A 20,207-nucleotide genomic window follows, 5' to 3' on the forward strand; every position below is an offset into this window, starting at 1 on the left:
GGACGTGGCCGAGAGCACCACCCAGCAGACCCTTGTGGGCTGGGACAAGCCGGATCTCGATCTCAGCAAGGCCGACTGGAGGTCGAGCAGCCAAGGGACGGGAGACGTCCAGATCGCGTTCGTGGAGGGGTTCATCGCGATGCGCAACGGGGGCCGCCCCGGCAGCCCCTCGCTGATCTTCAGCCCGGCCGAGTGGCGCGCCTTCGTGCTGAACGCGCGCGACGGGGAGTTCGACCTCACCTGAGCCGAGAGCCGGACGGGCCCGTCCGGCCCGGCCGCCGACCCCCGTGCGACCCGCCCGGCCCGTGGGCCGGGCGGGGCCGGGGCGCGTGCCGGGCGTCGCGGCGCGGGCCCGGATTCAAGGACGGGCTCTCACGCCTGCCGCCATGGTTACCATCAGCCACATGCCCGACCACTCCCTCGTACTCGACCTCGCCCTCACCGTCCGCCACGACGGCCACGGCGGGGTCGCCGACGACCTGAGCGGTCTCGAGGGGCTGACCGTGTGGGTGCGCGAGCACGCGGCCGCGCTGGCGGGGGACCCACACCCGGCCGCCGACGCCTTCGCGGCCGACGCCTTCGTGGCCGGCACCTTCACAGCCGACACCTTCACCGCCGACGACGACGCCCTCGCCGCCGTGCGCGCGCTGCGGGCCGCCGTACGCGCCCTCTTCGCCCGCGCGGTACGGCCGGACCCGCCGAGCGCCGCCGACGCCCAGCGGCTGCTGCCCGTCGAGATGGCCCTGGAGCTGCTGAACACGGCCGCCGCGGCGGTGCCCACCGCGCCCCGCCTCCAGTGGCCGGAGGGCGGCGACCCGTACACCGTCCACCAGGGCACCGGCACCCCCGACGCGGCCACGGCGCTCTGCGCCGCGCTGGCCCGCGCCGCCGTGGACTTCCTGACGGGGCCCGACCGGGCGAGGCTGCGGGCCTGCCACGCGCCCCGGTGCGTGCGCTACTTCCTCAAGGAGCACCCGCGCCAGGAGTGGTGCGGGCCCTCCTGCGGCAACCGCGCCCGGGTCGCCCGCCACCAGCGGCGCCACCGCGCGCCCACCGGACCGTAGACCGGCGGGAGCTCAGGCCTCCAGCGCGTCCGCCCCCTCGAAGAGGTGCCCCCAGGGCCGCTGGCCGCGGCCCGCCGCCTCGACGCCGGTCCTGTTGTAGCGGGCCGTCGTGCGCGACCACGCCAGATTGCCGCTCATCAGCGACCGCATGCCCGCCACATAGTCGTCGACCTGGGCCCGCAGCTGGTCCGAGACCCCGGTGTCCTGGAGCGCCTCGGAGAGTTCCACCGCGAGCGTCTGGAAGCGCTCCACCCGGGAGTTGGCCAGCCGGGCGACCTCACGGGCGGCGCGGTCCAGCGACAGCCCGGACCCCTTGTGCAGGATGATCACGCTGTTGTTGACGTCCCCGGCGGCCAGTTCCTTGTCCGCGGAGACGATGTCGTTGACGAAGATCACCACATCGGCCGTGATCCAGCGCATCTCGGCCAGCGGGCTGCCCCGGTGCAGCTCGTCCGGGAGCGTGTACCGGCCGCACCGCTCGACCAGGTCCAGACAGGGCTGCACCCCGATGGAGTCACGGCGGCCGCGCAGGAACCCCGGCAGCGACGGCAGCCCGGTGCGGGTGCGGTTGACCGCCTCCCAGTGATAGGCCATCAGATACTCCCGCCAGTGCGCCCGGAAGCGCTCCTGCCACAGCCGCGGGGTGCCGTCGCCCAGCCGCTTCCACAACTCCGCGAGTGTGCCCGCGAGATGGGTGGTCGGGTCGCCCGGGGCCGGGCCCCGGTCGCTCATCGTGCGCAGCATGATGTCGATCTGCCGGATCACCGCGTCCGGCTGCCGGCCGATCGGCCCGTCGAACTGGTCGTCGAAGACGAAGAACCAGGCGTTCAGATCGGTCGCCAGGGCGAGGTCGGCGTCGGTGGCGTCCGGATAGAAGTACGCCATCAGACGTTCGAGCCCCATCGCGTCGTACTCCTCGGTGGCGCACTGGCCCGAGAGCATCCCGAACCGGTGAAGCCAGTCGAGGGTGTGCTGACGCGCGACCGCGTGGCGCGGATGGCAGCGGGCGGGGAACGGGATGTCGATGAGCCCCGTGCGGTCCTCCGACAGCCGTGAGCCTGCTGGCGACGACATCGCTCCGCCTCCTCTGCGCCGAAGGGTGAGCAGCCTTGGGCGGAGCTGCCTGTCCGGAAAGCTCATAGTGCGCCCGTGGCCGGAACCGCACAAGCCGCGTGAGGACCGGTGCTTCGCGCCCCCGGATGCGATGTCAACCCCCCAGCAGATCCAGGCGAGTTAGTCAAGCCGGGTTTGCAAGACGGTCACATCGGTGTCACGGTGCGTGTCCGAAAGCGTAGGCTCGGCCCTACTGTCAAAAGGGGACGGTTGTGGCGGACACGAAAGGCCGGCGGACCAGTGGTGCGCGTCGGCGGCTGTTCGAGCGGGAGAATGAACTCCTGCTCCTCGAAGGCATGTTGGACGACCTGTGCGGCACCGGAGCCGAGGGGGATACGACCGCGCCGAGCGGTGGGCTGCTCGCGATCTCGGGAGCGGCCGGTCTCGGCAAGACGAGTCTGATCGCAGAGATCCGCAGGGAGGCCGTCGCCAGGAACTGCACCCTGCTGACGGCCCGCGGCGGCGAGCAGGAGCAGGGCGTGGCCTTCCACGTGGTGCGCCAGTTGGTGCAGCCCGTGCTGGCCGCGGCCGGTGAGAACGAACACCGGCGGATACTCGGGACCTGGTACGACATCGTGGCGCCCGCGGTCGGCCTGGTCGCCGTGCCCGGCGGCGGCTCGCCCGACCCGCAGGGCGTGCGCGACGGCCTGGACTGGCTGGTGACCCGGTTCGCCGTCCAGCACACGCCCGTCGTGCTCATCGTCGACGACGCGCACTGGGCCGACGACGAGTCGCTCACCTGGCTGAGCTCGTTCGCCCTGCGGGCCGCCGAACTGCCGATCCTGATCGTGGCGGCGTACCGGCCCGAGGAACTGCCCGCACAGGCGAGCGAGTTCCGCAGGCTCGCCGAGCGGCACGGCTCGCGGCCGGTGAACCTCGCGCCGCTCTCCCCGCACGGCGTGGGCAGGCTCGTCCACGACGTGCTGCAGAACGGCGCCGACGACCTCTTCTCCCGTGAGTGCTGGGCGCTGACGGGAGGCAACCCGTTCGAGGCGGTCGAGCTGATCGCCAAGATCCGCGAGCGCAACATCAAACCGCACTACGCCAACGCCGCCGAGCTGCGCGAGCTCGCCTCCTCGGCCCGTGGCAGCGGACTCGTCGAGCGCCTGGAGCGGCTCGGCCCCTCACCGGTCAGGCTGGCCTGGGCCGTCGCCATCCTGGGCACCGCGGTCGACCCGGACATGGCCAGCAGCGTCGGCGGGCTGGGCGCCGAGGAGTCGGTGGACGCCATCCAGCGGCTGCGCGAGGCCCGCATCCTGGCCGGGCGCACCGGCGACACCGACCGGCTGGACTTCTTCCACCCGCTGGTCGGTACGGCGGTCTACCGCGCCATTCCGCCCGCGATGCGGGTGGCGATGCACGGCCAGGCGGCGGTCTGCGTCACCGAGGCGGGCCTCGGACCCACGGTCGCCGCCCGCCACCTCCTGGAGATGCACCCCGACGACGACCGCTGGGCGGTGCAGCAGCTGAGGGCCGCCGCGCGCGAGTGCATGCGCGCGGGCGCTCCCGAGGCCGCCCGGCGTTGTCTGGCCCGCGCGCTGCGCGAGCCGCCCTCCCTGGAGGAGCGGGCCGAGGTGCTCTTCGAGCTCGGCTGCTCGGCGCTCCTGAACGAACCGGCCACCACCGTCAACCACCTCCAGGCCGCCCTGGAGGAGCCGGAGCTCGACCCGGCCCTGCGTGAGGCGATCACCTACCGGCTCGCCCAGGCGCTGGCGCACACCGACCGGATGGGCGAGGCCGCCGAGCTGGTCGCGGTCGAGGGCAGGGCCTCCAGCAACCCGCGCACCCGGCTGCGGATGCAGGCCGGCTTCAAGTGGAACGCGTTCCGGGCCGACGAGGAGGACTCGGCCGCCCGCTCGCGCAGGCTCGCCCGCCTCGCCGACCACCTCACCACCCGGGGCATGGCCGAGCGCTACATCCTGGGGCTGCGCGCCTGGGACGCCATGGTCCGGGGCGAGCCCGCCGCCACCGCGCTGGCGTACGCCGAGGAGGCACTCGGCGACGGGCTCTCCTGGACCGACGAGGAGTGGGGCTTCGAGGTCCCCGTCATGGTCGCGCTCACCTTCATGTACTGCGACCAGCCGGGCCGCGCCGACGAGCTGTTCAGCAAGGGCATCGCGGAGTGCGAGAACCGCGGCTGGCGCGGCGCCCACCTCTCCTTCGGCCTCACCCTTCTCGGCTACATCAGGTTCTGCCGCGGCCGCCTCGCCGAGGCCGAGGACCTGGTCCACGGCGGGCTGCGGATCGCCGACCGGGTCGGCCAGCGCATCCCGGCCCAGTGGTTCGCGCTCGGCATCCTGATGGAGATCCTGCTGGCCAGGGGCCGGGTGGACGAGGCACAGGAGCTGTCCGACCGCTACAACTACGGACAGGTCGTCCCCAACGCCGTCGTCTACCCCGACTCCGAGACCGTCTACAGCGAGCTGCTGCTCGCCCGGGGTCTGCGCAGCGACGCCGAGCAGCGGCTGCGCGCGGTCGGCCGGCGGCTCGACCGCCGGGGCATGCGCAATCCGGCGTGGTGCCCCTGGCGGCCGCTGCTCGCCGAGGCGCTGGCCCAGGCGGACCCGGCGGAGGCCCAGAAGGTGGCCGACGAGGGCATCGAGCTGGCCCGCCGGTTCGGCACGGCGGGTGCCATCGGCCGTGCGCTGCACTCCGCCGCCAAGGTCGCCACCGGCGCGAAGAGCCTCAAGCTCCTCGCGGAGGCGGTCCAGCACCTGGAGCGCTCGCCGTCCGCGTACGAGCTGGCCTGCGCGCTGGTCGACCACGGCACCGCCCTCAGCCGTGCCGGGCTGCCCCAGGACGCCTCGGAGCTGCTCATCCGGGGCATGGAGAGCGCGGTCGGCTGCGGTGCCGACGCACTGGCGGCGCGGGCGCGCGACGAGCTGGCCGCGTCGGGGCTGCGCCCGCTGCGGCTGCGCGCGGTGGGCACGGACTCGCTCACCGCCCAGGAGAAGACGGCGGCCGACCGGGCGGCGCGGGGCTGGGACAACACCCGTATCGCCGAGGAGCTGGGCCTGCGGGAGCGGGCCGTGGAGCTGCTGCTCTCCGGCGTCTTCCGCAAGCTCGGCACCGACCGGGCCGGGCTGCCGGAGCTGCTGCGGCACACCGAGAACCGCTCGGGACCGGAGGCTTCGGCGCACTGAACCGCGGGGCGTGGGCCGGGGCCCGTCGAGGTGCTCCGGCCACGTACCATGGGCGGCATGTCGTTCCTCCGCCGCCGCAGCTCCGCCACTCCCGCGGGCCCGGACTTCGATGTCCTGGCCATGGACCCGGGCGACTGGCCCGGAAACCTCGGTGCCGGGCTGCTGCCCGCACCCGACGGAAGCTGCCAGGGCGTCTTCCTGCGCTACGACCTGTTCGGCGGCCGCGGCCCCGCCATGGTCATCGGCAATCTGCCCGAGGGCTCCCCGGCCCGGGAGCTCGACGAGGGCCAGGTGCCGTTCGAGGTCTCCCAGCTGCTGCTGGCGCTGGAGAACGACGAGCCCGTCGAGGTCGTCGGCTCCGAGGACATCCCCGTGATGCAGGGCGACAACCTGCTGATCGTGCGGCGCCTCAAGCTCTCCGAGAGCCGCGTCTCCTGTGTCCAGTTCGACCGCAGCGACAACGTCCTGGTCACCATCGCGAGCTGGGACCGGCCGATCACCGACGACCTGTACGCCCTTCTGAAGCCGCTGCCCGCGGAGCTCTTCCAGCAGGGCTGACGACGCCAGGGGCAGGTCAGCGGCCTGCCGCTGGTCTCCTCCACTGACACAACCCACCCTTGTGACGGCACTCTTGACGCGCCCTCACCCCGGGTCACAGAGTGTGCGCGCGACCGCACCCCAGGTGAACTCCCGGCAGGAAGGGTTGTCATGACTGCCCATCAGAGGATCAGGCGCGCACTCGCGCTCACCGCCACCGGGGCCTTCGGCCTCGCTCTGCTCGCCCCCGTCTCACCGGCCGGCGCCCAGGAGCGCGCCACCGAGTGCCCGCGCGTCCTGAAGTGCGACTGGGTCCCGGCGGCCTACCAGCAGAACGGCGCTCCGGAGAACAAACAGGCGTACGGAAATTACGACATCGCCGACCGGCCGTCCACCAACAAGATCAAGTACATCGTCCTGCACGACACCGAAGAGGACTACGCCGGCACCATCCGGATCTTCCAGGATCCGAAGAGAGCCGTCTCCGCCCACTATGTCGTGCGCTCCTCGGACGGCCACGTGGCGCAGATGGTGAAGACCAAGGACGTCGCCTGGCAGGCCGGGAACTGGTACGTCAACACCCACTCCATCGGCATCGAGCAGGAGGGCGTCGCCGTCGAGGGCGCCCGGTGGTACACCCCCGAGATGTACCGCTCCACGGCCGCGCTCGTGCGCTACCTCGCCGCCAAGTACGACATCCCGCTGGACCGCCAGCACATCATCGGCCACGAGAACGTGCCGCCCACCACGGCCGGCGCCACCAAGAACATGCACTGGGACCCGGGCCCGTACTGGGACTGGAACCGTTTCATGAAGACGCTCGGCGCCCCCACCCACCCCACCGCGCGGCCCAACAGCCAACTGGTCACCATCAGCCCCACGTTCTCCGCCAACCAGCAGGTCTTCCGTGACTGCGAGAAGAAGGTGGACCTGCCCCTCCAGGGCAGCAGCGCCGTCCCGCTGTACACCGAACCCTCCACGGCGGCCCCGCTCTTCGCCGACCCCGGACTGCACGGGCCGGGCGAGAGCGGCACCAACTGCGCCGCCGACTGGGGCAGCAAGATCAGCGCCACCCAGCAGGCCGTGGTGGCCGAGCGCAGACCGGGGTGGACGGCCATCTGGTGGTACGGCCAGAAGGCCTGGCTCCAGACACCCGCGCACACCCGCACCACCACCCCGACGGCGGGCTATGTCGTACGGCCCAGGGCGGGCCTGAGCGAGGTGCCGGTGTACGGCGTCGCCTACCCGGAGAAGAGCGACTACCCGGCCGACTTCACCGCCGCGCGCGTGGGCACCCCGCTGGCGTACACCATCAAGGCGGGCCAGTCCTACCCCGGCGGCGGAGAGGCGCCCACGGGCTACTACTACGCCCCGACGATCGACTCCTCACTGCCGTACGACCACACGTACTTCTCCGGCGCGGCGAAGTACGTCACGGTCCAGATCGGCCACCGTGTCGCGGTGGTGCGGGCCGCCGACGTCGACGTCGTACGGGTGCGCTGAGCTCCCGCACACAGCGGCGCGCCGCGCGCCCGGTGTGTCGGCACCGGGGCGCGGCGCGCCCTTTCCCACGAGGCCCGCCCGGCGGAGCAGGTGGCCGGAGCGGGTTCCTCACACGGCGGTCAGCGGGTCCCGACCGCCGCACGCACGGCCCGACGCGCCAGGGCGCAGTCGTCGTGCAGCCTGCGCAGCAGCAGCCGCTGCTGCTCCCCGGCCGACGGCACACCCGGCTGCTGCGGCGAGGCCGCGCCCGAGGGCGCCGACTCCCGCATGGTGCGCTGCACGGCCGTCTCGTACGTCCGGATCTCCCGCGTCAGTACGAGCATCAGGTTCACCAGGAAGGCGTCCCGCGCGGCCGGGCCGGACGCCTGCGCCGCCTGGCTGATTTGCCGCCGGGCCACCGGGGCGTCCCCGAGCACCGCCCACAGCGTCGCCAGGTCGTACCCCGGCAGATACCAGCCGGCGTGCTCCCAGTCGACGAGCACCGGGCCGGCCGGCGACAGCAGGATGTTCGTCAGCAGCGCCTCGCCGTGCGAGAACTGCCACGCGACCGGGCGGCCCGAGTGGGCCAGACCGTGCAGCAGCTTCTGGAGGTCGCTGAGATCCCGGTCGGTGAAGAGCCCGAGCTCGTGGTAGCGGGCGATGCGCGGCGCGTACTCCAGCGGGCGGCCGAACATCTCGGCAGGCGGCCGCCAGGCGTTGACCCTGCCGATCGCCCCGAGGGCGGCGCGGACGTCCGCCCGGGGCGGAGCCTCCAGGGGATGCCGGGCCAGGGCCGCCGCCCGGCCGGGCATCCGCTCGATCACCAGGGTGCAGTTGTCCGGATCCGCGGCGATCAGTCGTGGCACCCGCACGGGTGGGCGGTGCCGGACGAACGCGCGGTAGACCGCTATTTCGTGCCTGAACCGCTCGGCCCAGACGGGCGAGTGGTCCAGGAGGCACTTGGCGACCGCCGTGGCGCGGCCGGTGGTTCCGACGAGCAGGACGGACCGGCCGCTGCGCCGCAGCACCTGCACCGGGTTGAACTCCGGGCAGATGCGGTGCACGGACGCGATGGCCATCCGCAGCTGCGCGCCCTGCGGGCCGGACAAGTCGATCCTCCCGCTGAGCGGTTGGACGCCCGCCCCAGGCCGGCGCGCGGTCCGGCCGGCGCCGAGCGCCGCCGGAGCGGCGTGCGAGGGGTCGAGGTACGGCCCGCCGCCCACCAGGTGGCGGTGCGGTCGGGGCGGGGCTGACACGGAGGACGATGCTGTGTACATGGGCGAGACAGATCCCTTCGTGCGCCGACGAGTAGCTGGCCGACCCGGCCCCGGTGGCCCTGATCCCACCCTGGGGAATGGGGTCCGCCAGCCGGGGCGGGGTGGCGCCTTCTTACCTGACACCCGGCTGCGGGTGGCACACCATCTGGCGCACCCTGGCGAACCCTGGCGAATAGTCCCACCGCGTCTGACAGGGGGTTACTGTCAACTCAGCCGAGAACCTGGGGGCTTGAAGTGAACGGACAACCCAACACCCGCCTGAACGACCTCTTCGGCCTCGCCGGCTGGTCCAAGGGCGAACTCGCGAGGCTGGTGAACCGGCAGGCGGCGGCGATGGGCCACCCCCAGCTGGCCACCGACACCTCGCGGGTGCGGCGTTGGATCGACATGGGGGAGTCCCCGCGCGATCCGGTGCCGAGGGTGCTGGCGGCTCTGTTCACCGAGCGGCTCGGCCGTGTCGTGACCATCGAGGACCTCGGTTTCGACCGGCAAGGGCGCGCCGGGAAGCGGCGGGACGTCGGACCCAAGCAGAACCCCGACGGCCTTCCGTGGGCGCCTGAACGGACGGCGGCGGTCCTCACCGAATTCACGGGAATGGACCTCATGCTCAACCGACGCGGTCTGGTGGGCGCGGGCGCCGCGCTCGCCGCAGGCTCCGCACTCAGCAGCGCCATGCACGACTGGCTGCACACCGACCCCGTACTCTCGGCCGACGCCCCCCGTCTCGACGATCCCCTCCACGCCGACCCCGCCGGGTACGACCGCTATGAGGCGGCCCCCATCGGGTCGCAGGAGATCGGGGCACTGGAGCGCTCGGTCGAGGTCTTCCGCGCCTGGGACGCGTCCCGGGGCGGCGGACTTCAGCGCAAGGCCGTGGTGGGCCAGCTCAACGAGGTGGGCGGCATGCTCGCCTACCGTCACCCCGACCATCTCCAGCGGCGCCTGTGGGGCGTCGCCGCCAACCTGGCCGTCCTGGCCGGCTGGATGTCCCACGACATCGGCCTCGAACCCACCGCCCAGAAGTACTTCGTCATCGCCGCGCACGCGGCCCGCGAGGGCGGCGACCGCCCGCGCGCCGGCGAGGCACTCTCCCGCGCCGCCCGGCAGATGGTCCATCTGGGCCGTCCCGACGAAGCGCTCGACCTGATGAAGCTCGCCAAGTCCGGCTCCGGCGACGAGACCCTGCCGCGCACCCGGGCCATGCTGCACACCATCGAGGCCTGGGCGCAGGCGTCGATGGGGCAGGGCCAGGTGATGCGGCGCACCCTGGGCGAGGCCGAGGAGCTCTTCGTCTCGGACCGGGGCGATGTGCCCCCGCCGAGCTGGATGCAGATGTTCGACGAGGCGGACCTCCACGGCATGCAGGCCCTGGCGTTCCGTACGCTCGCCGAGCACGACCCGAGCGCGGCGGGCATCGCCGCCCGCCATGCCAAACAGGCGCTCGAACTACGGGTCAACGGGCGCCAGCGCTCGAAGATCTTCGACTACATCTCGCTCGCCTCGGCCTGCTTCATCGCCGACGACCCCGAACAGGCGGACCGCTACGCCCGGCTGGCGCTGGTGTCGATGGGGGAGACCTCCTCCCACCGCACCTGGGACCGGCTGCGCGAGATGTACCGGCTGACCGGGCAGTACTCGGGCTACCAGAAGATCCAGGACCTGCGCGAGGAGATCCAGCTGGCCCTGCCGAAGGCGCCGCAGCGCCGGGGCAGGAGCATGGACCTCTAGAAGGCGGGCCCGGGATCCCGGACCCGCCTCGCGACCGACCTCAGCTCATTCGATCCGTACCGCCGTCAACCGATCCGTGCCGCCGGGGAGTTCACGACCCGATGCGTGCCACCAGCACGCACGCGTCGTCCTCGCGGTCCGTCTCGCCGAACTCCTCGACCACCGTCCGCACGCCGTCCTGCGCCGTACGGACCGTTTCGAGGCGGGGGGCGAGCTCCAGCAGCCTGCGGCACCCCGGCTCGTCGGTGGTGCCCCGCCGGGTCAGCCCGTCGGTGTGCAGGACCAGCAGATCGCCGGGCCTCAGCTGTACCTCGGCCTGTCCGTACCCGGCTCCTGACGTCGCTCCCAGCAGCACCCCGTCCGGGGGCGTCAGAGCGCACCCCGTCCCGCCGCGGAACAGCAGCGGGGCGGGGTGTCCTGCCTGTGCCCAGGACAGGACGCGGGTGACCGGGTCGTACTGGCAGCAGACCGCGCTGCCGAGCGCGGGCTGGACCGAGTGATCGAGCAGCTGGTTGAGGTGGCCCATCAGATCGCCGGGGCGGATGCCGGCGACCGCCATGCCGCGCAGCGCGCCGAGCAGCATCGCCATGGCACCGGTGGCGGTGACCCCGTGGCCGGTCAGATCTCCGACGGTCAGTAAAGACCTGCCGTCGGGCAGCTCCAGCGCGTCGTACCAGTCGCCGCCGATGAGTGCGCTGGTGGCCGACGGCAGATAGTGCGCGGCGACGTCGAGCGCCGCCGGGTTGCCCTGGGGCAGCCGCAGGGAGCCGCGCCAGGGCGGCAGCACGGCCTCCTGGAGCTCTACCGCGAGCCGGTGCTCGGTCTGGGCGATGTGCTGTTCGCGGCGGAGCGAGTCGCGCGACTCGCGCACCGCCCGCTGGCTGCGGCGCAGTTCGCTGACGTCGCGCAGCACGGCCCACATCGAGGCGGTGCAGCCGTCGGCGTCGAGCACGGGCTCGCCCATCATGTGCAGCGTGCGCACCCGCCCGTCGGTGCGCACGATCCGGAACTCCCCGTCGATCGGCTTGCCGTCGACCAGACACTCCGTCACCATCGCCGTGAGCAGGCCCTGGTCCTCGGCGAACACCATCGACGGCAGTTCGTCGAGCGACATCGCTCCGCTCTCGGGCGCCCGTCCGAATATCTGGAAGAGCTCATCGGACCAGTCCACCGCGTCGGTCAGCAGGTTCCACTCGGCGCTGCCGACCCTGCTGAGCAGGGATCCGGGCATCGGGTCGGGCGCGAACCCGGGTGCCTCCTCCTCGTCGCACTCCTGTGGTGCGGGCTCGGGCAGGCCCTCCTTCAGCTGGTCCAGGTGCGTGCCGAGGTCGTCCAGGTGATGGACCGCCAGGTCGCACAGGGCGCGCTGCCAGCGGCCGTGCGCGTCGTCGTCGTCCACCAGCGCGTCGCGCCGTACGGCGTCCACTCCGCCGCGCAGTCGACGGGTCTGTGTGATCAGCGCGTCGACCGTGTCCCGCTCCGGCGGTTGCGGGCTGGGACGGTCCGCGAACAGATGGGACGGCATGACGTACTCCGATACAGGCGCGGCACTGCAAGTCGGAAGGATGGACCGGTAACGACTGTTGCACAGGGAGCGATGCCCCGTAAGGGATTTGGCAACACTCGATACGGTGGTGCTTGTGGCATATGCCTGCGGCCTTCCGTGGGCGATCAGCGCACCCCCCGCCGAACTGGGAAACCACGGGTGCGCGCGGTCCAAACCACCAGTACAGCACCGATCACGAGCGGCAGGGACGCCCAGGGGAGCGCACCGGCGCCCGCGCTCTCCAGAACGACCCCGCCGGTGAGCGATCCGGCGGCGATCCCGACGTTGTACACGGTCGCCTGGAGGGAGGTGGCCACGTCCGCGTGCTCCGGCCCCGAGACGTCGACCAGAGCGGTCTGGATGAGCGTCGGCGCGCCGCCGAAGGCCGCGCCCCACAGCGCCACCGCGACCAGCAGCACGGCGGGCACCCGCCCCAGGGCGCCAAGTGCCGCCATCACGACGGCGATCAGCCCCAGGGCGCCGAGCAGTGTGGCGCGCGGCCGGCGGTCGGCCAGCGCGCCCGCGAGCCAGATGCCGGCGACGGTCGAGCCGCCGAAGACGAAGAGGACCAGCCCCCCGCGCCCGAAGCCGGCGTCCTCGGCGAACGCCACCAGGAAGGTGTACACCGCCTGGTGGCCGAGGAGCAGCAGCAGGGTGACGGACAGGACGGCCCGGATGCCCGGCAGGGCCGCGATCCGCCGCAGCGGGGTCCGCCCCGCGCTCGGCTCGCCGGGGAAGCCGGGCACGTACCGCAGGGCGCACAGGACCAGGAGCGCGGCCAGGGCGGCCAGGGCGGCGAATCCCGTGCGCCAGCCCACGGCTCCGGCCAGCGCGGTGCCCAGCGGTACACCGAGCGAGAGCGCGACGGTGATGCCCGAAAGGACGATCGCGATGGCTCGGCCCCGGCGCTCGGCGGGCACCATCCGGGCCCCGTAGCCCGCGAGCATCGCCCACAGCGTGCCGCCCATCGCCCCCGCGAGCAGCCGGGCCGCGCACGTCAGCGGATAGGAGAAGGAGAGCGCGGTGACGGCGTCGGCGAGCGCGAGGCCGGCGAGCGCGCCGGTCAGGACCGTGCGCCGGGGCAGCCCGCGCAGCAGCGCGGTGAGCGGTATCGCGGACAGGAAGGAGGCGGCCGCGTACAGCGTCACCAGGAAACCGATCCGCCCCTCGGACACCCCCAGCCCGCCGCTCATGCGCGGGAGCAGCCCGGCGGGCAGCAGCTCGGTGAGCACGGCGGTGAAGGCCGTGGCGGCCAGCGTGAGCAGCCCGCCCAGCGGCAGTGCGGAGCGTGCGGGGGCGCTCGGGGCTGCGGCGCGCGCCGGTGGTGCGGTCGTCATACGGCCATGGTCGAACCCTCACATTAGTGTGAAGGGCAAGCCTCCTTCCCCGGGGACCGCCCTGACCTGCGCTGCAACCCGTTCCGGGGCGGGGAGCGAGCCTCCTGGCCGTTCATGACATCCTGTGTCGTCACAGCTCGCCGGACAGATGGGATCGGCGGACGTCCGGGGGGTTACAGGGGAAGGTCGATGAGGCTCTGCTTTCTGGTGGAGGAGCACTACCGCCACGACGGCATGCCGGTGGAGGTGATCCGCCAACTCGTCGCCTGGGGTCATCGGGTGGACGTGCTGCGCCCGGGCGGCTCCCTGCTGCGGATGTCCGAGGTGGTCAGCGCGGGCAGCCATGACGCCTGGGTGCTCAAGACGGTGTCCGGCGGCCCGGGCCTGACGCTCCTGGAGGCCGCCGCGGCAGTCGGTCTCACCACCGTCAATGACGCCCGGTCGATTCGGGGCGTACGGGACAAGGCGCTCGCGGCGGCCATCGGCCGCAACCGGGGGCTGCCGATGCCGACGACGTACGCGGCGGCCGTCCCCGAACTGCTCGCCGAGATACCCGAGTCCGCGTTCCCGCTGGTGGTCAAGCCCGCCGACGGCAGCGCGGGGCGCGGGGTGTGCCTGGTCCCGTCGCCGGACCGGCTCGCCGCGATGACCGGGCAACTGGCGGGCCAGGGCATGCTGGTGGCGCAGCCGTACGTGCCCAACTCGGGCGTGGACCTCAAGGTGTACTGCGTGGGGGGCGAGCTGTACGCCACCGAGCGCTGCTCCCCGCTCCACCCCGACCACGCCGTGCGCGAGCGGCAGGTGGTGCTCCCCGCCGAGGTGGCCGCCGTCGCCGCCCAGGTCGGCGCGGTCTACGGCCTGGACCTGTACGGGGTGGACGTGCTGCTCGGCCCGGACGGGCCGGTGGTGGTCGACGTGAACGACTTCCCGAGCTTCCGGCAGGTGCCGCAGGCCGCCGCGCGGGTGGCGCGCGCCGTGCTGGAACTGGCCCGCACCGGCCGGGCCGGCGCCCCGGACGTCATCCCGCAGGCCATCATCCCGGAGGCCGTCATACCGGAGCAGCAGCCGGGGGCGGCCGTATGAGGATCGGCCTCCTCACCCCGGAGCCCGGCCACCCGCTGCTCGCCGCCGCCACCGCCCTGCTCGCCCGTGAGCACGAGGTGGAGCCGGTGCACCCGGACGCGGCGCCGCCGGACCGGGTCGCCGACGTCTATCTGCTCAAGTCCCGTACGCCCCGGGCCCTCGCGCTCGCCCGGGAGCTGGAGGCGCGCGGCGCCGCGGTGCTGAACTCGGCGTCCGCGACGGAGCTCTGCCAGGACCGCACGGCGATGGCGGAGCTGGCCGGGCGGGCCGGGCTGCCGTTCGCGGCGACCCGCACCTTCGCCGCGCTCGCCCTGCTCGCGGACGCGCACGACCTCACGTATCCGCTGGTGGTCAAGAGCCGCCACAGCCGCCGCCACGACCTGGTCGCCCGCGTCGACGACCGGGACGGGCTGCGGGCGCTGGCCGGGGTGTGGGGGCCGGAGCCGGTGGTGGTGCAGGAGTTCACCGCCAACAGCGGCTGGGACCACAAGCTGTGGGTGATCGGCGACCGGGTCTTCGCCGCCCTGCGCCGCTCCGAGCTCGCCCCCGGGGGCCGCGGCCCCACCCGCTCGCTGCCCCTGGACGAGCTGCCGCCCGGCTGGGCCGACCTGGCGCTGCGGGTGGGGGAGGCCTACGCCCTGGAGGTGTACGGGGTGGACCTCATCGACGCGGCCGGGAGCCCGCTCATCGTGGACGTCAACGCCTTCCCGGGCATACGGGGTCAGCTCGGCGCCCCCGAGGCGCTCGCGGAGCTCGCCGTGGCGGCGGGGAGCGGGCGGCTCATCCCACGGCCACGGGCACGTCCTGCGCAAGAGTGGTGTTCCACGCCGTGATCACCGGTCGGCCGTGTTCGGTGCCCAGCCGTGACACGGCTCCGGTGCCGAGCAGGAACAGCGACCCGGCGGTGGCGGGCAGCCCCAGATAGCGGGCCGTCAGGACGCGCAGGAAGTGCGAGTGGGCGACCAGCGCGACATCGCCGTCGGACGCCAGTGCCCCCACGGCCTCCGCGAGCACCCGGTCGGCGCGGGCGCCGACCTGCTCGGCGCTCTCGCCCGGGTGCGCGGCGGGCCCGGCGGCGACCCCGTCGGTCCACAGGTTCCAGTCGGGGCGGTCGCGCTGGATCTCGGGGGTGGTGACGCCCTCGTACCCGCCGTAGTCCCACTCGCTCAGGTCGGGCCGCACCTGAAGGCCGGTCAGCCCCGCCAGTTCGGCGGTGCGCCGGGCCCGGGCCGCCGGGCTGACCAGGGTGAGCCCGATCCGGCGCCCGGCGAGCAGCGGCGCCACCGCGCGGGCCTGGGCCTCGCCGTGCTCGGTGAGCGGCAGGTCGGTGTGGCTGGTGTGCTGCCCCGTCAGGGTCCACGCCGTCTCGCCGTGCCGTATCAGGATCAACTCGCCCATGGATCGTTCCCGTTCTCCGCGACCGGCCGGACGGGCTCGTCCCGCCGGACCGTGTACGGCACAACCATGCTGGGCGCGAGGGCATTCCGGCAGGTGGGGCAGGTCACGCGTGGGGGAGCTCAGCCCGTGAGGAAGGCGCGCACACCCCGCGAGACGGCGTCGTCGCCCAGCAGGTCGTTGTGCTTGAGGCAGCCCGCCGCGTTGTTGACCGCGCCGGTGAGCGGCACGCTGCTGTCCGGGTTGACGACCTCGTCGCAGTTCGACCACCAGGTGGCGTACTGGACGGCGCCGGGCGTCTCGTCGCCCTCGGCCAGCTGCTTCTGCACGTACGAGCCCGGGGTCATGTCGCGGCAGGCCTGGGACCACAGCGCGCAGGCCCAGGCGGTGGAGGTGCCGTGGTTGGGCCCGGCGAGCGAGACCCAGTGGCCGACGGTGGCGGTGCTGCCGCCGCCGTACTTGACGTACCAGCGCGTCACCAGGCTGCCGAAGGAGTGGGCGACGACGTCCACCCGGGCCGCGCCGGTCCGCGCGCGCACCTGCTCCACATAGGCGGCGAACCGGCCGGACAGCACCTCGTTGACCGACTGGCTGGTGTCGTAGCCCCAGGAGAAGAGGTCCGCGTCGGTGTAGCCCGACGCCTTGAAGTCCTCGCGCATCCGGCCCCACACACCGGGGTCGGCGTTGTAGCCGTGCACGAAGACCACCGGGGTGCGGGCCGGGGCGGGCGCCGCGGGACCGGGGACGAGCCCCGGCCCGGCGGCGGCCAGGGCCACCATCAGCGACACTGCTCCGCGGCGCATGGACAGCACGATGTCTCCCTCGAAGCCTCGCCCTCGCGGGCCACGCTGTGACGGCCGGGTGGCCGGGAGCATGGTGGGGCCTGGGGCCCGCGATGGCCAGATGCGTGCGTCACCCCGTCGTCCGGCGGCGGCGCCCGACGGGATCCGGCCGTCCGCTCAGCCGTCGGCGAGCGTGTTCCAGAACATCGCCTCGTACGACTGCAACAGCCTGCCGTAGCGCCGGGCCAGGGCGGCCCCGGCCTCGGAGGGGACGTCCGAGGCGACGGCCGCGAGGGCCTGGCGCTCCAGCTCGGGGGCGGGCCCGGCGAAGAAGTCGAAGAAGCCGCACGCCTCGTCCGAGAAGCCGTACCGGTCGCGCAGCGCTTCGGCCACCGTGGCGCAGTAGCCGCCCCAGGCCGCGAAGTTGGCGGTGAGTGCGAGGGCCACCAGGGGCGGCTCGCCGTTCAGTGCCAGCCACGCCACCCAGGCCGGATACGCCTGGCAGCCGGGCAGCGGCTCGTACCGCCCGACGCTCTGCGCGTCGAGCCCGCAGGCGGCCTCGTACGCGCCGAGCCGCTCCAGGGCGAGCGTCTCACCGGCGGCGAGCGAGCCGAAGAACTCGGCGCACGCCGGATTGCCGGACCGTGCCGAGCGGTCGGCGAGGAAGGTGAAGGCGCGCAGGTCGGAGCCGATGACATGGCGCTGTTCCAGGGCGAGGGCGCCAAGGGTGCGCAGGGTGGCGGTGCCGCTCGCGATCTCGGGCACCAGCCGGTTGGCGTCCTTCGCGGGCGCCAGTTCCGCCGTGATCGTCTCCACCAGTTCCCGGGCCGTGACCGCCATGGGGACCCCTCTCCGGCCGGCGCTCGTGGCGCCCAGGCTCTCATGTACGCGGGGGCCGAGATGGGCCAATGCGGCAGAAATCGACCGGATCATCCCGTGCGAGTGATTCGGCCGAACTGTGCGTAGACCACTTAGCTGCCTTGGGCATGTAGTGGAGATCGGCAAGACGGACTCTTCGCTTGCGAGGTTCACCCCATGACCGAATCTGTCTCCTTTCCCCAGGACCGCACCTGCCCCTATCAACCGCCCGGCGCCTACCGGCCGCTGCGCGAGGCGAGCCCGCTGTCGCGGGTGACGCTCTTCGACGGCCGCACCGCGTGGTTCGTCACCGGCCACGCCGAGGCACGGGCGCTGCTCGTGGACCCGCGGCTCTCCTCCGACCGGCTCCATCCGGCGTTCCCGGCCGTCACCCGGCGGTTCGCGGCGCTGAACGTGCGCCGCACCGAACTCCTCGGCGTGGACGACCCCGAGCACAACACCCAGCGCCGCAAGGTCATCCCCGGCTTCACCCTCAAACGCACCGCCGCCCTGCGGCCGATGATCCGGGAGACCGTGGACGGCCTCCTGGACGCCATGGTCGCGAAGGGGCCGCCGGCCGACCTGGTCACCGCGTTCGCGCTGCCGGTGCCGTCCATGGTGATCTGCGCGCTGCTCGGCGTCCCGTACGAGGACCACGACTTCTTCGAGGAGCAGTCCCGGCGGCTGCTGCGCGGGCCCGAGCCGTCCGACACCGAGGACGCCCGCGTCCAACTGGACTCCTACCTCGGCGAGCTGGTCGACCGCAAGGTCCGCGAGCCGGGCGACGGACTGCTCGACGAGCTCGTCGAGGACCAGCTGCGCACGGGCGGCATGGACCGCGCGGAGCTGGTCAGGATGGCGGTGCTGCTGCTCGTCGCCGGGCACGAGACCACGGCGAACATGCTGTCGCTGGGGACCTTCACGCTCCTGGAACACCCCGAGCGGCTCGCCGAGCTGCGGGCGGACCCGTCGTTGATGCCGGTGGCGGTCGAGGAGCTGATGCGGTTCCTGTCCATCGCGGACGGCATGCTGCGGGTGGCCACCGAGGACATCGAGGTGGCCGGCACGGTGATCCGCGCCGACGACGGCGTGGTGCTCTCCACGTCCATGATCAACCGGGACGGCTCGGTCTACCCGGACGCCGACACCCTCGACTGGCACCGCTCGGCGCGCCACCACGTGGGCTTCGGGTTCGGCATCCACCAGTGCCTGGGGCAGAACCTGGCGCGGGCCGAGATGGAGATCGCCCTGGGCGCCCTCTTCTCCCGGCTGCCGGGGCTGCGGCTGGCGGCGCCCGCCGACCGGATTCCGTTCAAACCGGGCGACACCCTCCAGGGGATGCTGGAACTCCCCGTCACTTGGTAGTGGAGTGGGCTCATGAACATCAGCATCGACAGTGACGTCTGCATCGGCTCGGGGCAGTGCGTGCTGACCGCCCCGGGTGTGTTCACCCAGGACGACGACGGATTCAGCGAGCTGCTGCCGGGGCGCGCGGACGGCGGGGGCGACCCCATGGTCCGCGAGGCCGCCCGCGCCTGCCCGGTGCAGGCCATCTCGCTCGGCCACTGACCCGCGCGTCGGCGGTACGGTGACCCGCGCATCGGCGGTACGGCACGTGTCTTTCGCGCCGTACCGTCCGGTGGGCGCCGCCGTCAGCGGTCGGTGTGCCGCAGCCGTACGACGGGGATGTCCCGCTCGGTCCGCTTCTGGTAGTCCGCGTAGGGCGGGAACACCTCCACCAGGTGCGGCCACACCCGGGCCTTCTCCTCGGGGGAGAGGGTCTCGGCGCGGGCGGGGAAGCGCTCGGTGCCGATCCGGACGCTGACGTCCGGCTGTTCCACGAGGTTCAGGTACCAGAGCGGATGCTCGTCGGAGCCGCCCTTGGAGGCCACGATCAGATAGTCGTCGCCGTCACGCCCGTAGATCAGCACGGTGCGGCGTACGGTGCCGGTGCGACGGCCGACGTAGTCCAGGAGCAGACAGGGCGCGCCGTGCAGGGTCGTTCCCTTGGTGCCGCCCGACTCCTCGTACAGCCGGGCCTGTTCGGCCACCCAACCGGTCGGGCTGATCTCCACCGCGCTGCCGTCGCCGGGTTTCAGGGCCACGGGGTCCTCCTTCGCCGAGAGTGAGTCGCCTCCCAGCCTGCCCCAGTCGGCGGGAGTGAGCCCTCGCGGCGCACCCGCCCGGCCGAAATCGTTCGCTCGCCGGGTCGTCAGCCGCCGGTGGTGGAGCCCGGCCGCAGGATCATCAGGACGGTGACCGTCGCCCACAGGAGGTTGAACACCCCCGTGAACATGGCCAGCCGGACGGTCCGGCGTACGTCGACGGCGGTCACCGGCCCGGTCCGTACCTCGGTGGCGGCCGTGTCGAGCTCGGTGAGTATCGCGTCCTGGGCGGGCAGGACGAGGGCGATGAGCGCGCCCGCCGCGAGGGTCGTCAGCACGATGGAGGCGATCAGCCAGGTGTCGCCGAGGATGTGCATATTGCTGGCGGTGGCGAACCCGAGGACGGGCACCGCGACGCCCACCGCCGAGTAGACCCGGCAGATGCGGTACAGCAGCCGCACCGACGCCAGCGCCTGCGCGTCGCCGGGCGCGGCCAGCGCCCGCCGGGCGGTCGGCGGGAACATGCTGGCGGCCACGGCGACCGGGCCGACCGCGAGGATCGCGGCCAGGATGTGGACGGTGAGCAGGAACTTCGTCACGGGCTGAGCACTTTCGTACGGGTGTGAGAGCCGGTTCGACGACAGGCTCCGAGGGCTTCCGGACGGGAGCCCCGGCCGACGGTATGACGTGCTCGGGCGGCGGAGTAGTGGCGGGAGTGCCAGCATCCAACGGATTCCCGCCAGGATCCCCACCAGGC

Annotated in this window: 19 protein-coding genes; 10 read left to right on the plus strand and 9 right to left on the minus strand. The window is 73.1% G+C overall.

Annotated elements, in window-relative coordinates; genetic code table 11:
* Positions 1 to 4 precede the first annotated feature (4 nt).
* Both ABD236_RS05775 and ABD236_RS05780 read left to right on the plus strand, forming a co-directional pair.
* Positions 5 to 244 (plus strand): DUF397 domain-containing protein, encoded by a 240-nt coding sequence (locus tag ABD236_RS05775; RefSeq protein ID WP_101386816.1) that lies wholly within the window; start codon positions 5 to 7, stop codon positions 242 to 244.
* Positions 245 to 404: 160 nt separating this feature from the next.
* Positions 405 to 1,064: an ABATE domain-containing protein gene (locus ABD236_RS05780; protein WP_344070833.1), complete on the plus strand. Its 660-nt coding sequence runs from the start codon at positions 405 to 407 to the stop codon at positions 1,062 to 1,064.
* Positions 1,065 to 1,076: 12 nt separating this feature from the next.
* On the opposite strand, the gene ABD236_RS05785 is transcribed toward ABD236_RS05780, so the two are convergent.
* On the minus strand, positions 1,077 to 2,138 hold the full coding sequence (locus ABD236_RS05785) for an isoafricanol synthase (protein ID WP_344070835.1): 1,062 nt from the start codon (positions 2,136 to 2,138) through the stop codon (positions 1,077 to 1,079).
* A 335-nt stretch (positions 2,139 to 2,473) separates the two neighbouring features.
* Between ABD236_RS05785 and ABD236_RS05790 the strand changes: the two genes are divergently transcribed.
* The 3 genes from ABD236_RS05790 to ABD236_RS05800 all read left to right on the plus strand — a co-directional run bounded on the left by ABD236_RS05790 (position 2,474) and on the right by ABD236_RS05800 (position 7,360).
* Positions 2,474 to 5,320: an ATP-binding protein gene (locus ABD236_RS05790; RefSeq protein ID WP_344071221.1), complete on the plus strand. Its 2,847-nt coding sequence runs from the start codon at positions 2,474 to 2,476 to the stop codon at positions 5,318 to 5,320.
* 57 nt (positions 5,321 to 5,377) lie between these two features.
* Positions 5,378 to 5,878, plus strand: a complete 501-nt coding sequence (locus ABD236_RS05795) for a hypothetical protein (protein WP_344070837.1) — start codon at positions 5,378 to 5,380, stop codon at positions 5,876 to 5,878.
* 150 nt (positions 5,879 to 6,028) lie between these two features.
* Positions 6,029 to 7,360: an N-acetylmuramoyl-L-alanine amidase gene (locus ABD236_RS05800; RefSeq protein ID WP_344070839.1), complete on the plus strand. Its 1,332-nt coding sequence runs from the start codon at positions 6,029 to 6,031 to the stop codon at positions 7,358 to 7,360.
* A gap of 119 nt (positions 7,361 to 7,479) precedes the next feature.
* Here ABD236_RS05800 and ABD236_RS05805 read toward each other — a convergent pair whose 3' ends face one another.
* On the minus strand, positions 7,480 to 8,616 hold the full coding sequence (locus ABD236_RS05805) for an aminoglycoside phosphotransferase family protein (RefSeq protein WP_344070842.1): 1,137 nt from the start codon (positions 8,614 to 8,616) through the stop codon (positions 7,480 to 7,482).
* Between the two features lie 234 nt (positions 8,617 to 8,850).
* On the opposite strand from ABD236_RS05805, the gene ABD236_RS05810 reads away from it, so the two are divergent.
* Positions 8,851 to 10,344, plus strand: coding sequence for a DNA-binding protein NsdB (locus ABD236_RS05810; protein WP_344070844.1), 1,494 nt, complete (start codon positions 8,851 to 8,853; stop codon positions 10,342 to 10,344).
* Between the two features lie 91 nt (positions 10,345 to 10,435).
* Here the strand turns inward: ABD236_RS05810 and ABD236_RS05815 are convergent, their stop codons facing one another.
* Complete coding sequence (locus ABD236_RS05815; protein WP_344070846.1) at positions 10,436 to 11,869, minus strand: PP2C family protein-serine/threonine phosphatase; 1,434 nt, start codon at positions 11,867 to 11,869, stop codon at positions 10,436 to 10,438.
* Positions 11,870 to 12,015: 146 nt separating this feature from the next.
* Entirely contained in the window at positions 12,016 to 13,227 is a 1,212-nt protein-coding gene (locus ABD236_RS05820) for an MFS transporter (RefSeq protein WP_344070848.1), read from the minus strand.
* Positions 13,228 to 13,416: 189 nt separating this feature from the next.
* Here ABD236_RS05820 and ABD236_RS05825 point away from each other — a divergent pair, with 189 nt between their 5' ends.
* On the plus strand, positions 13,417 to 14,310 hold the full coding sequence (locus ABD236_RS05825) for an ATP-grasp domain-containing protein (protein WP_344070850.1): 894 nt from the start codon (positions 13,417 to 13,419) through the stop codon (positions 14,308 to 14,310).
* A complete protein-coding gene (locus tag ABD236_RS05830; RefSeq protein WP_344070852.1) occupies positions 14,307 to 15,143 on the plus strand; it encodes an ATP-grasp domain-containing protein in 837 nt (278 codons plus the stop codon). Before ABD236_RS05825 ends, ABD236_RS05830 begins: the two co-directional genes overlap by 4 nt.
* Here ABD236_RS05830 and ABD236_RS05835 read toward each other — a convergent pair.
* From ABD236_RS05835 to ABD236_RS05845, 3 genes are all read right to left on the minus strand, one after another.
* Positions 15,091 to 15,708, minus strand: a complete 618-nt coding sequence (locus ABD236_RS05835) for a histidine phosphatase family protein (protein WP_344070854.1) — start codon at positions 15,706 to 15,708, stop codon at positions 15,091 to 15,093. The genes ABD236_RS05830 and ABD236_RS05835 overlap by 53 nt on opposite strands.
* 119 nt (positions 15,709 to 15,827) lie before the next feature.
* Positions 15,828 to 16,508 (minus strand): esterase/lipase family protein, encoded by a 681-nt coding sequence (locus tag ABD236_RS05840; protein ID WP_344070857.1) that lies wholly within the window; start codon positions 16,506 to 16,508, stop codon positions 15,828 to 15,830.
* A gap of 156 nt (positions 16,509 to 16,664) precedes the next feature.
* The gene (locus ABD236_RS05845) at positions 16,665 to 17,327 is read right to left on the minus strand and encodes a transcriptional regulator (RefSeq protein ID WP_344070859.1); all 663 of its coding nucleotides are present in this window, start codon (positions 17,325 to 17,327) and stop codon (positions 16,665 to 16,667) included.
* A gap of 195 nt (positions 17,328 to 17,522) precedes the next feature.
* On the opposite strand from ABD236_RS05845, the gene ABD236_RS05850 reads away from it, so the two are divergent.
* A complete protein-coding gene (locus ABD236_RS05850) occupies positions 17,523 to 18,710 on the plus strand; it encodes a cytochrome P450 (protein WP_344070861.1) in 1,188 nt (395 codons plus the stop codon).
* Positions 18,711 to 18,722: 12 nt separating this feature from the next.
* The gene (locus tag ABD236_RS05855) at positions 18,723 to 18,914 is read left to right on the plus strand and encodes a ferredoxin (RefSeq protein WP_344070863.1); all 192 of its coding nucleotides are present in this window, start codon (positions 18,723 to 18,725) and stop codon (positions 18,912 to 18,914) included.
* Between the two features lie 83 nt (positions 18,915 to 18,997).
* On the opposite strand, the gene ABD236_RS05860 is transcribed toward ABD236_RS05855, so the two are convergent.
* Together ABD236_RS05860 and ABD236_RS05865 are read right to left on the minus strand one after the other, a co-directional pair.
* On the minus strand, positions 18,998 to 19,450 hold the full coding sequence (locus tag ABD236_RS05860; protein ID WP_344070865.1) for a nitroreductase family deazaflavin-dependent oxidoreductase: 453 nt from the start codon (positions 19,448 to 19,450) through the stop codon (positions 18,998 to 19,000).
* A gap of 107 nt (positions 19,451 to 19,557) precedes the next feature.
* The gene (locus ABD236_RS05865; RefSeq protein WP_344070866.1) at positions 19,558 to 20,049 is read right to left on the minus strand and encodes a DUF2269 family protein; all 492 of its coding nucleotides are present in this window, start codon (positions 20,047 to 20,049) and stop codon (positions 19,558 to 19,560) included.
* Between the last annotated feature and the right edge of the window lie 158 nt (positions 20,050 to 20,207).

It is taken from the genome of Streptomyces crystallinus (assembly GCF_039521265.1).
Classification (GTDB): Bacteria; Actinomycetota; Actinomycetes; order Streptomycetales; family Streptomycetaceae; genus Streptomyces; species Streptomyces crystallinus.

Coding starts and splice junctions, on each gene's coding strand:
- ABD236_RS05780 (WP_344070833.1), top strand. CDS start 405: ATGCCCGACCACTCCCTCGTACTCGACCTCGCCCTCACCGTCCGCCAC.
- ABD236_RS05785 (WP_344070835.1), bottom strand. CDS start 2,138: ATGTCGTCGCCAGCAGGCTCACGGCTGTCGGAGGACCGCACGGGGCTC.
- ABD236_RS05790 (WP_344071221.1), top strand. CDS start 2,474: ATGTTGGACGACCTGTGCGGCACCGGAGCCGAGGGGGATACGACCGCG.
- ABD236_RS05795 (WP_344070837.1), top strand. CDS start 5,378: ATGTCGTTCCTCCGCCGCCGCAGCTCCGCCACTCCCGCGGGCCCGGAC.
- ABD236_RS05800 (WP_344070839.1), top strand. CDS start 6,029: ATGACTGCCCATCAGAGGATCAGGCGCGCACTCGCGCTCACCGCCACC.
- ABD236_RS05805 (WP_344070842.1), bottom strand. CDS start 8,616: ATGTACACAGCATCGTCCTCCGTGTCAGCCCCGCCCCGACCGCACCGC.
- ABD236_RS05815 (WP_344070846.1), bottom strand. CDS start 11,869: ATGCCGTCCCATCTGTTCGCGGACCGTCCCAGCCCGCAACCGCCGGAG.
- ABD236_RS05820 (WP_344070848.1), bottom strand. CDS start 13,227: ATGACGACCGCACCACCGGCGCGCGCCGCAGCCCCGAGCGCCCCCGCA.
- ABD236_RS05825 (WP_344070850.1), top strand. CDS start 13,417: ATGAGGCTCTGCTTTCTGGTGGAGGAGCACTACCGCCACGACGGCATG.
- ABD236_RS05830 (WP_344070852.1), top strand. CDS start 14,307: ATGAGGATCGGCCTCCTCACCCCGGAGCCCGGCCACCCGCTGCTCGCC.
- ABD236_RS05835 (WP_344070854.1), bottom strand. CDS start 15,708: ATGGGCGAGTTGATCCTGATACGGCACGGCGAGACGGCGTGGACCCTG.
- ABD236_RS05840 (WP_344070857.1), bottom strand. CDS start 16,508: ATGCGCCGCGGAGCAGTGTCGCTGATGGTGGCCCTGGCCGCCGCCGGG.
- ABD236_RS05845 (WP_344070859.1), bottom strand. CDS start 17,327: ATGGCGGTCACGGCCCGGGAACTGGTGGAGACGATCACGGCGGAACTG.
- ABD236_RS05850 (WP_344070861.1), top strand. CDS start 17,523: ATGACCGAATCTGTCTCCTTTCCCCAGGACCGCACCTGCCCCTATCAA.
- ABD236_RS05855 (WP_344070863.1), top strand. CDS start 18,723: ATGAACATCAGCATCGACAGTGACGTCTGCATCGGCTCGGGGCAGTGC.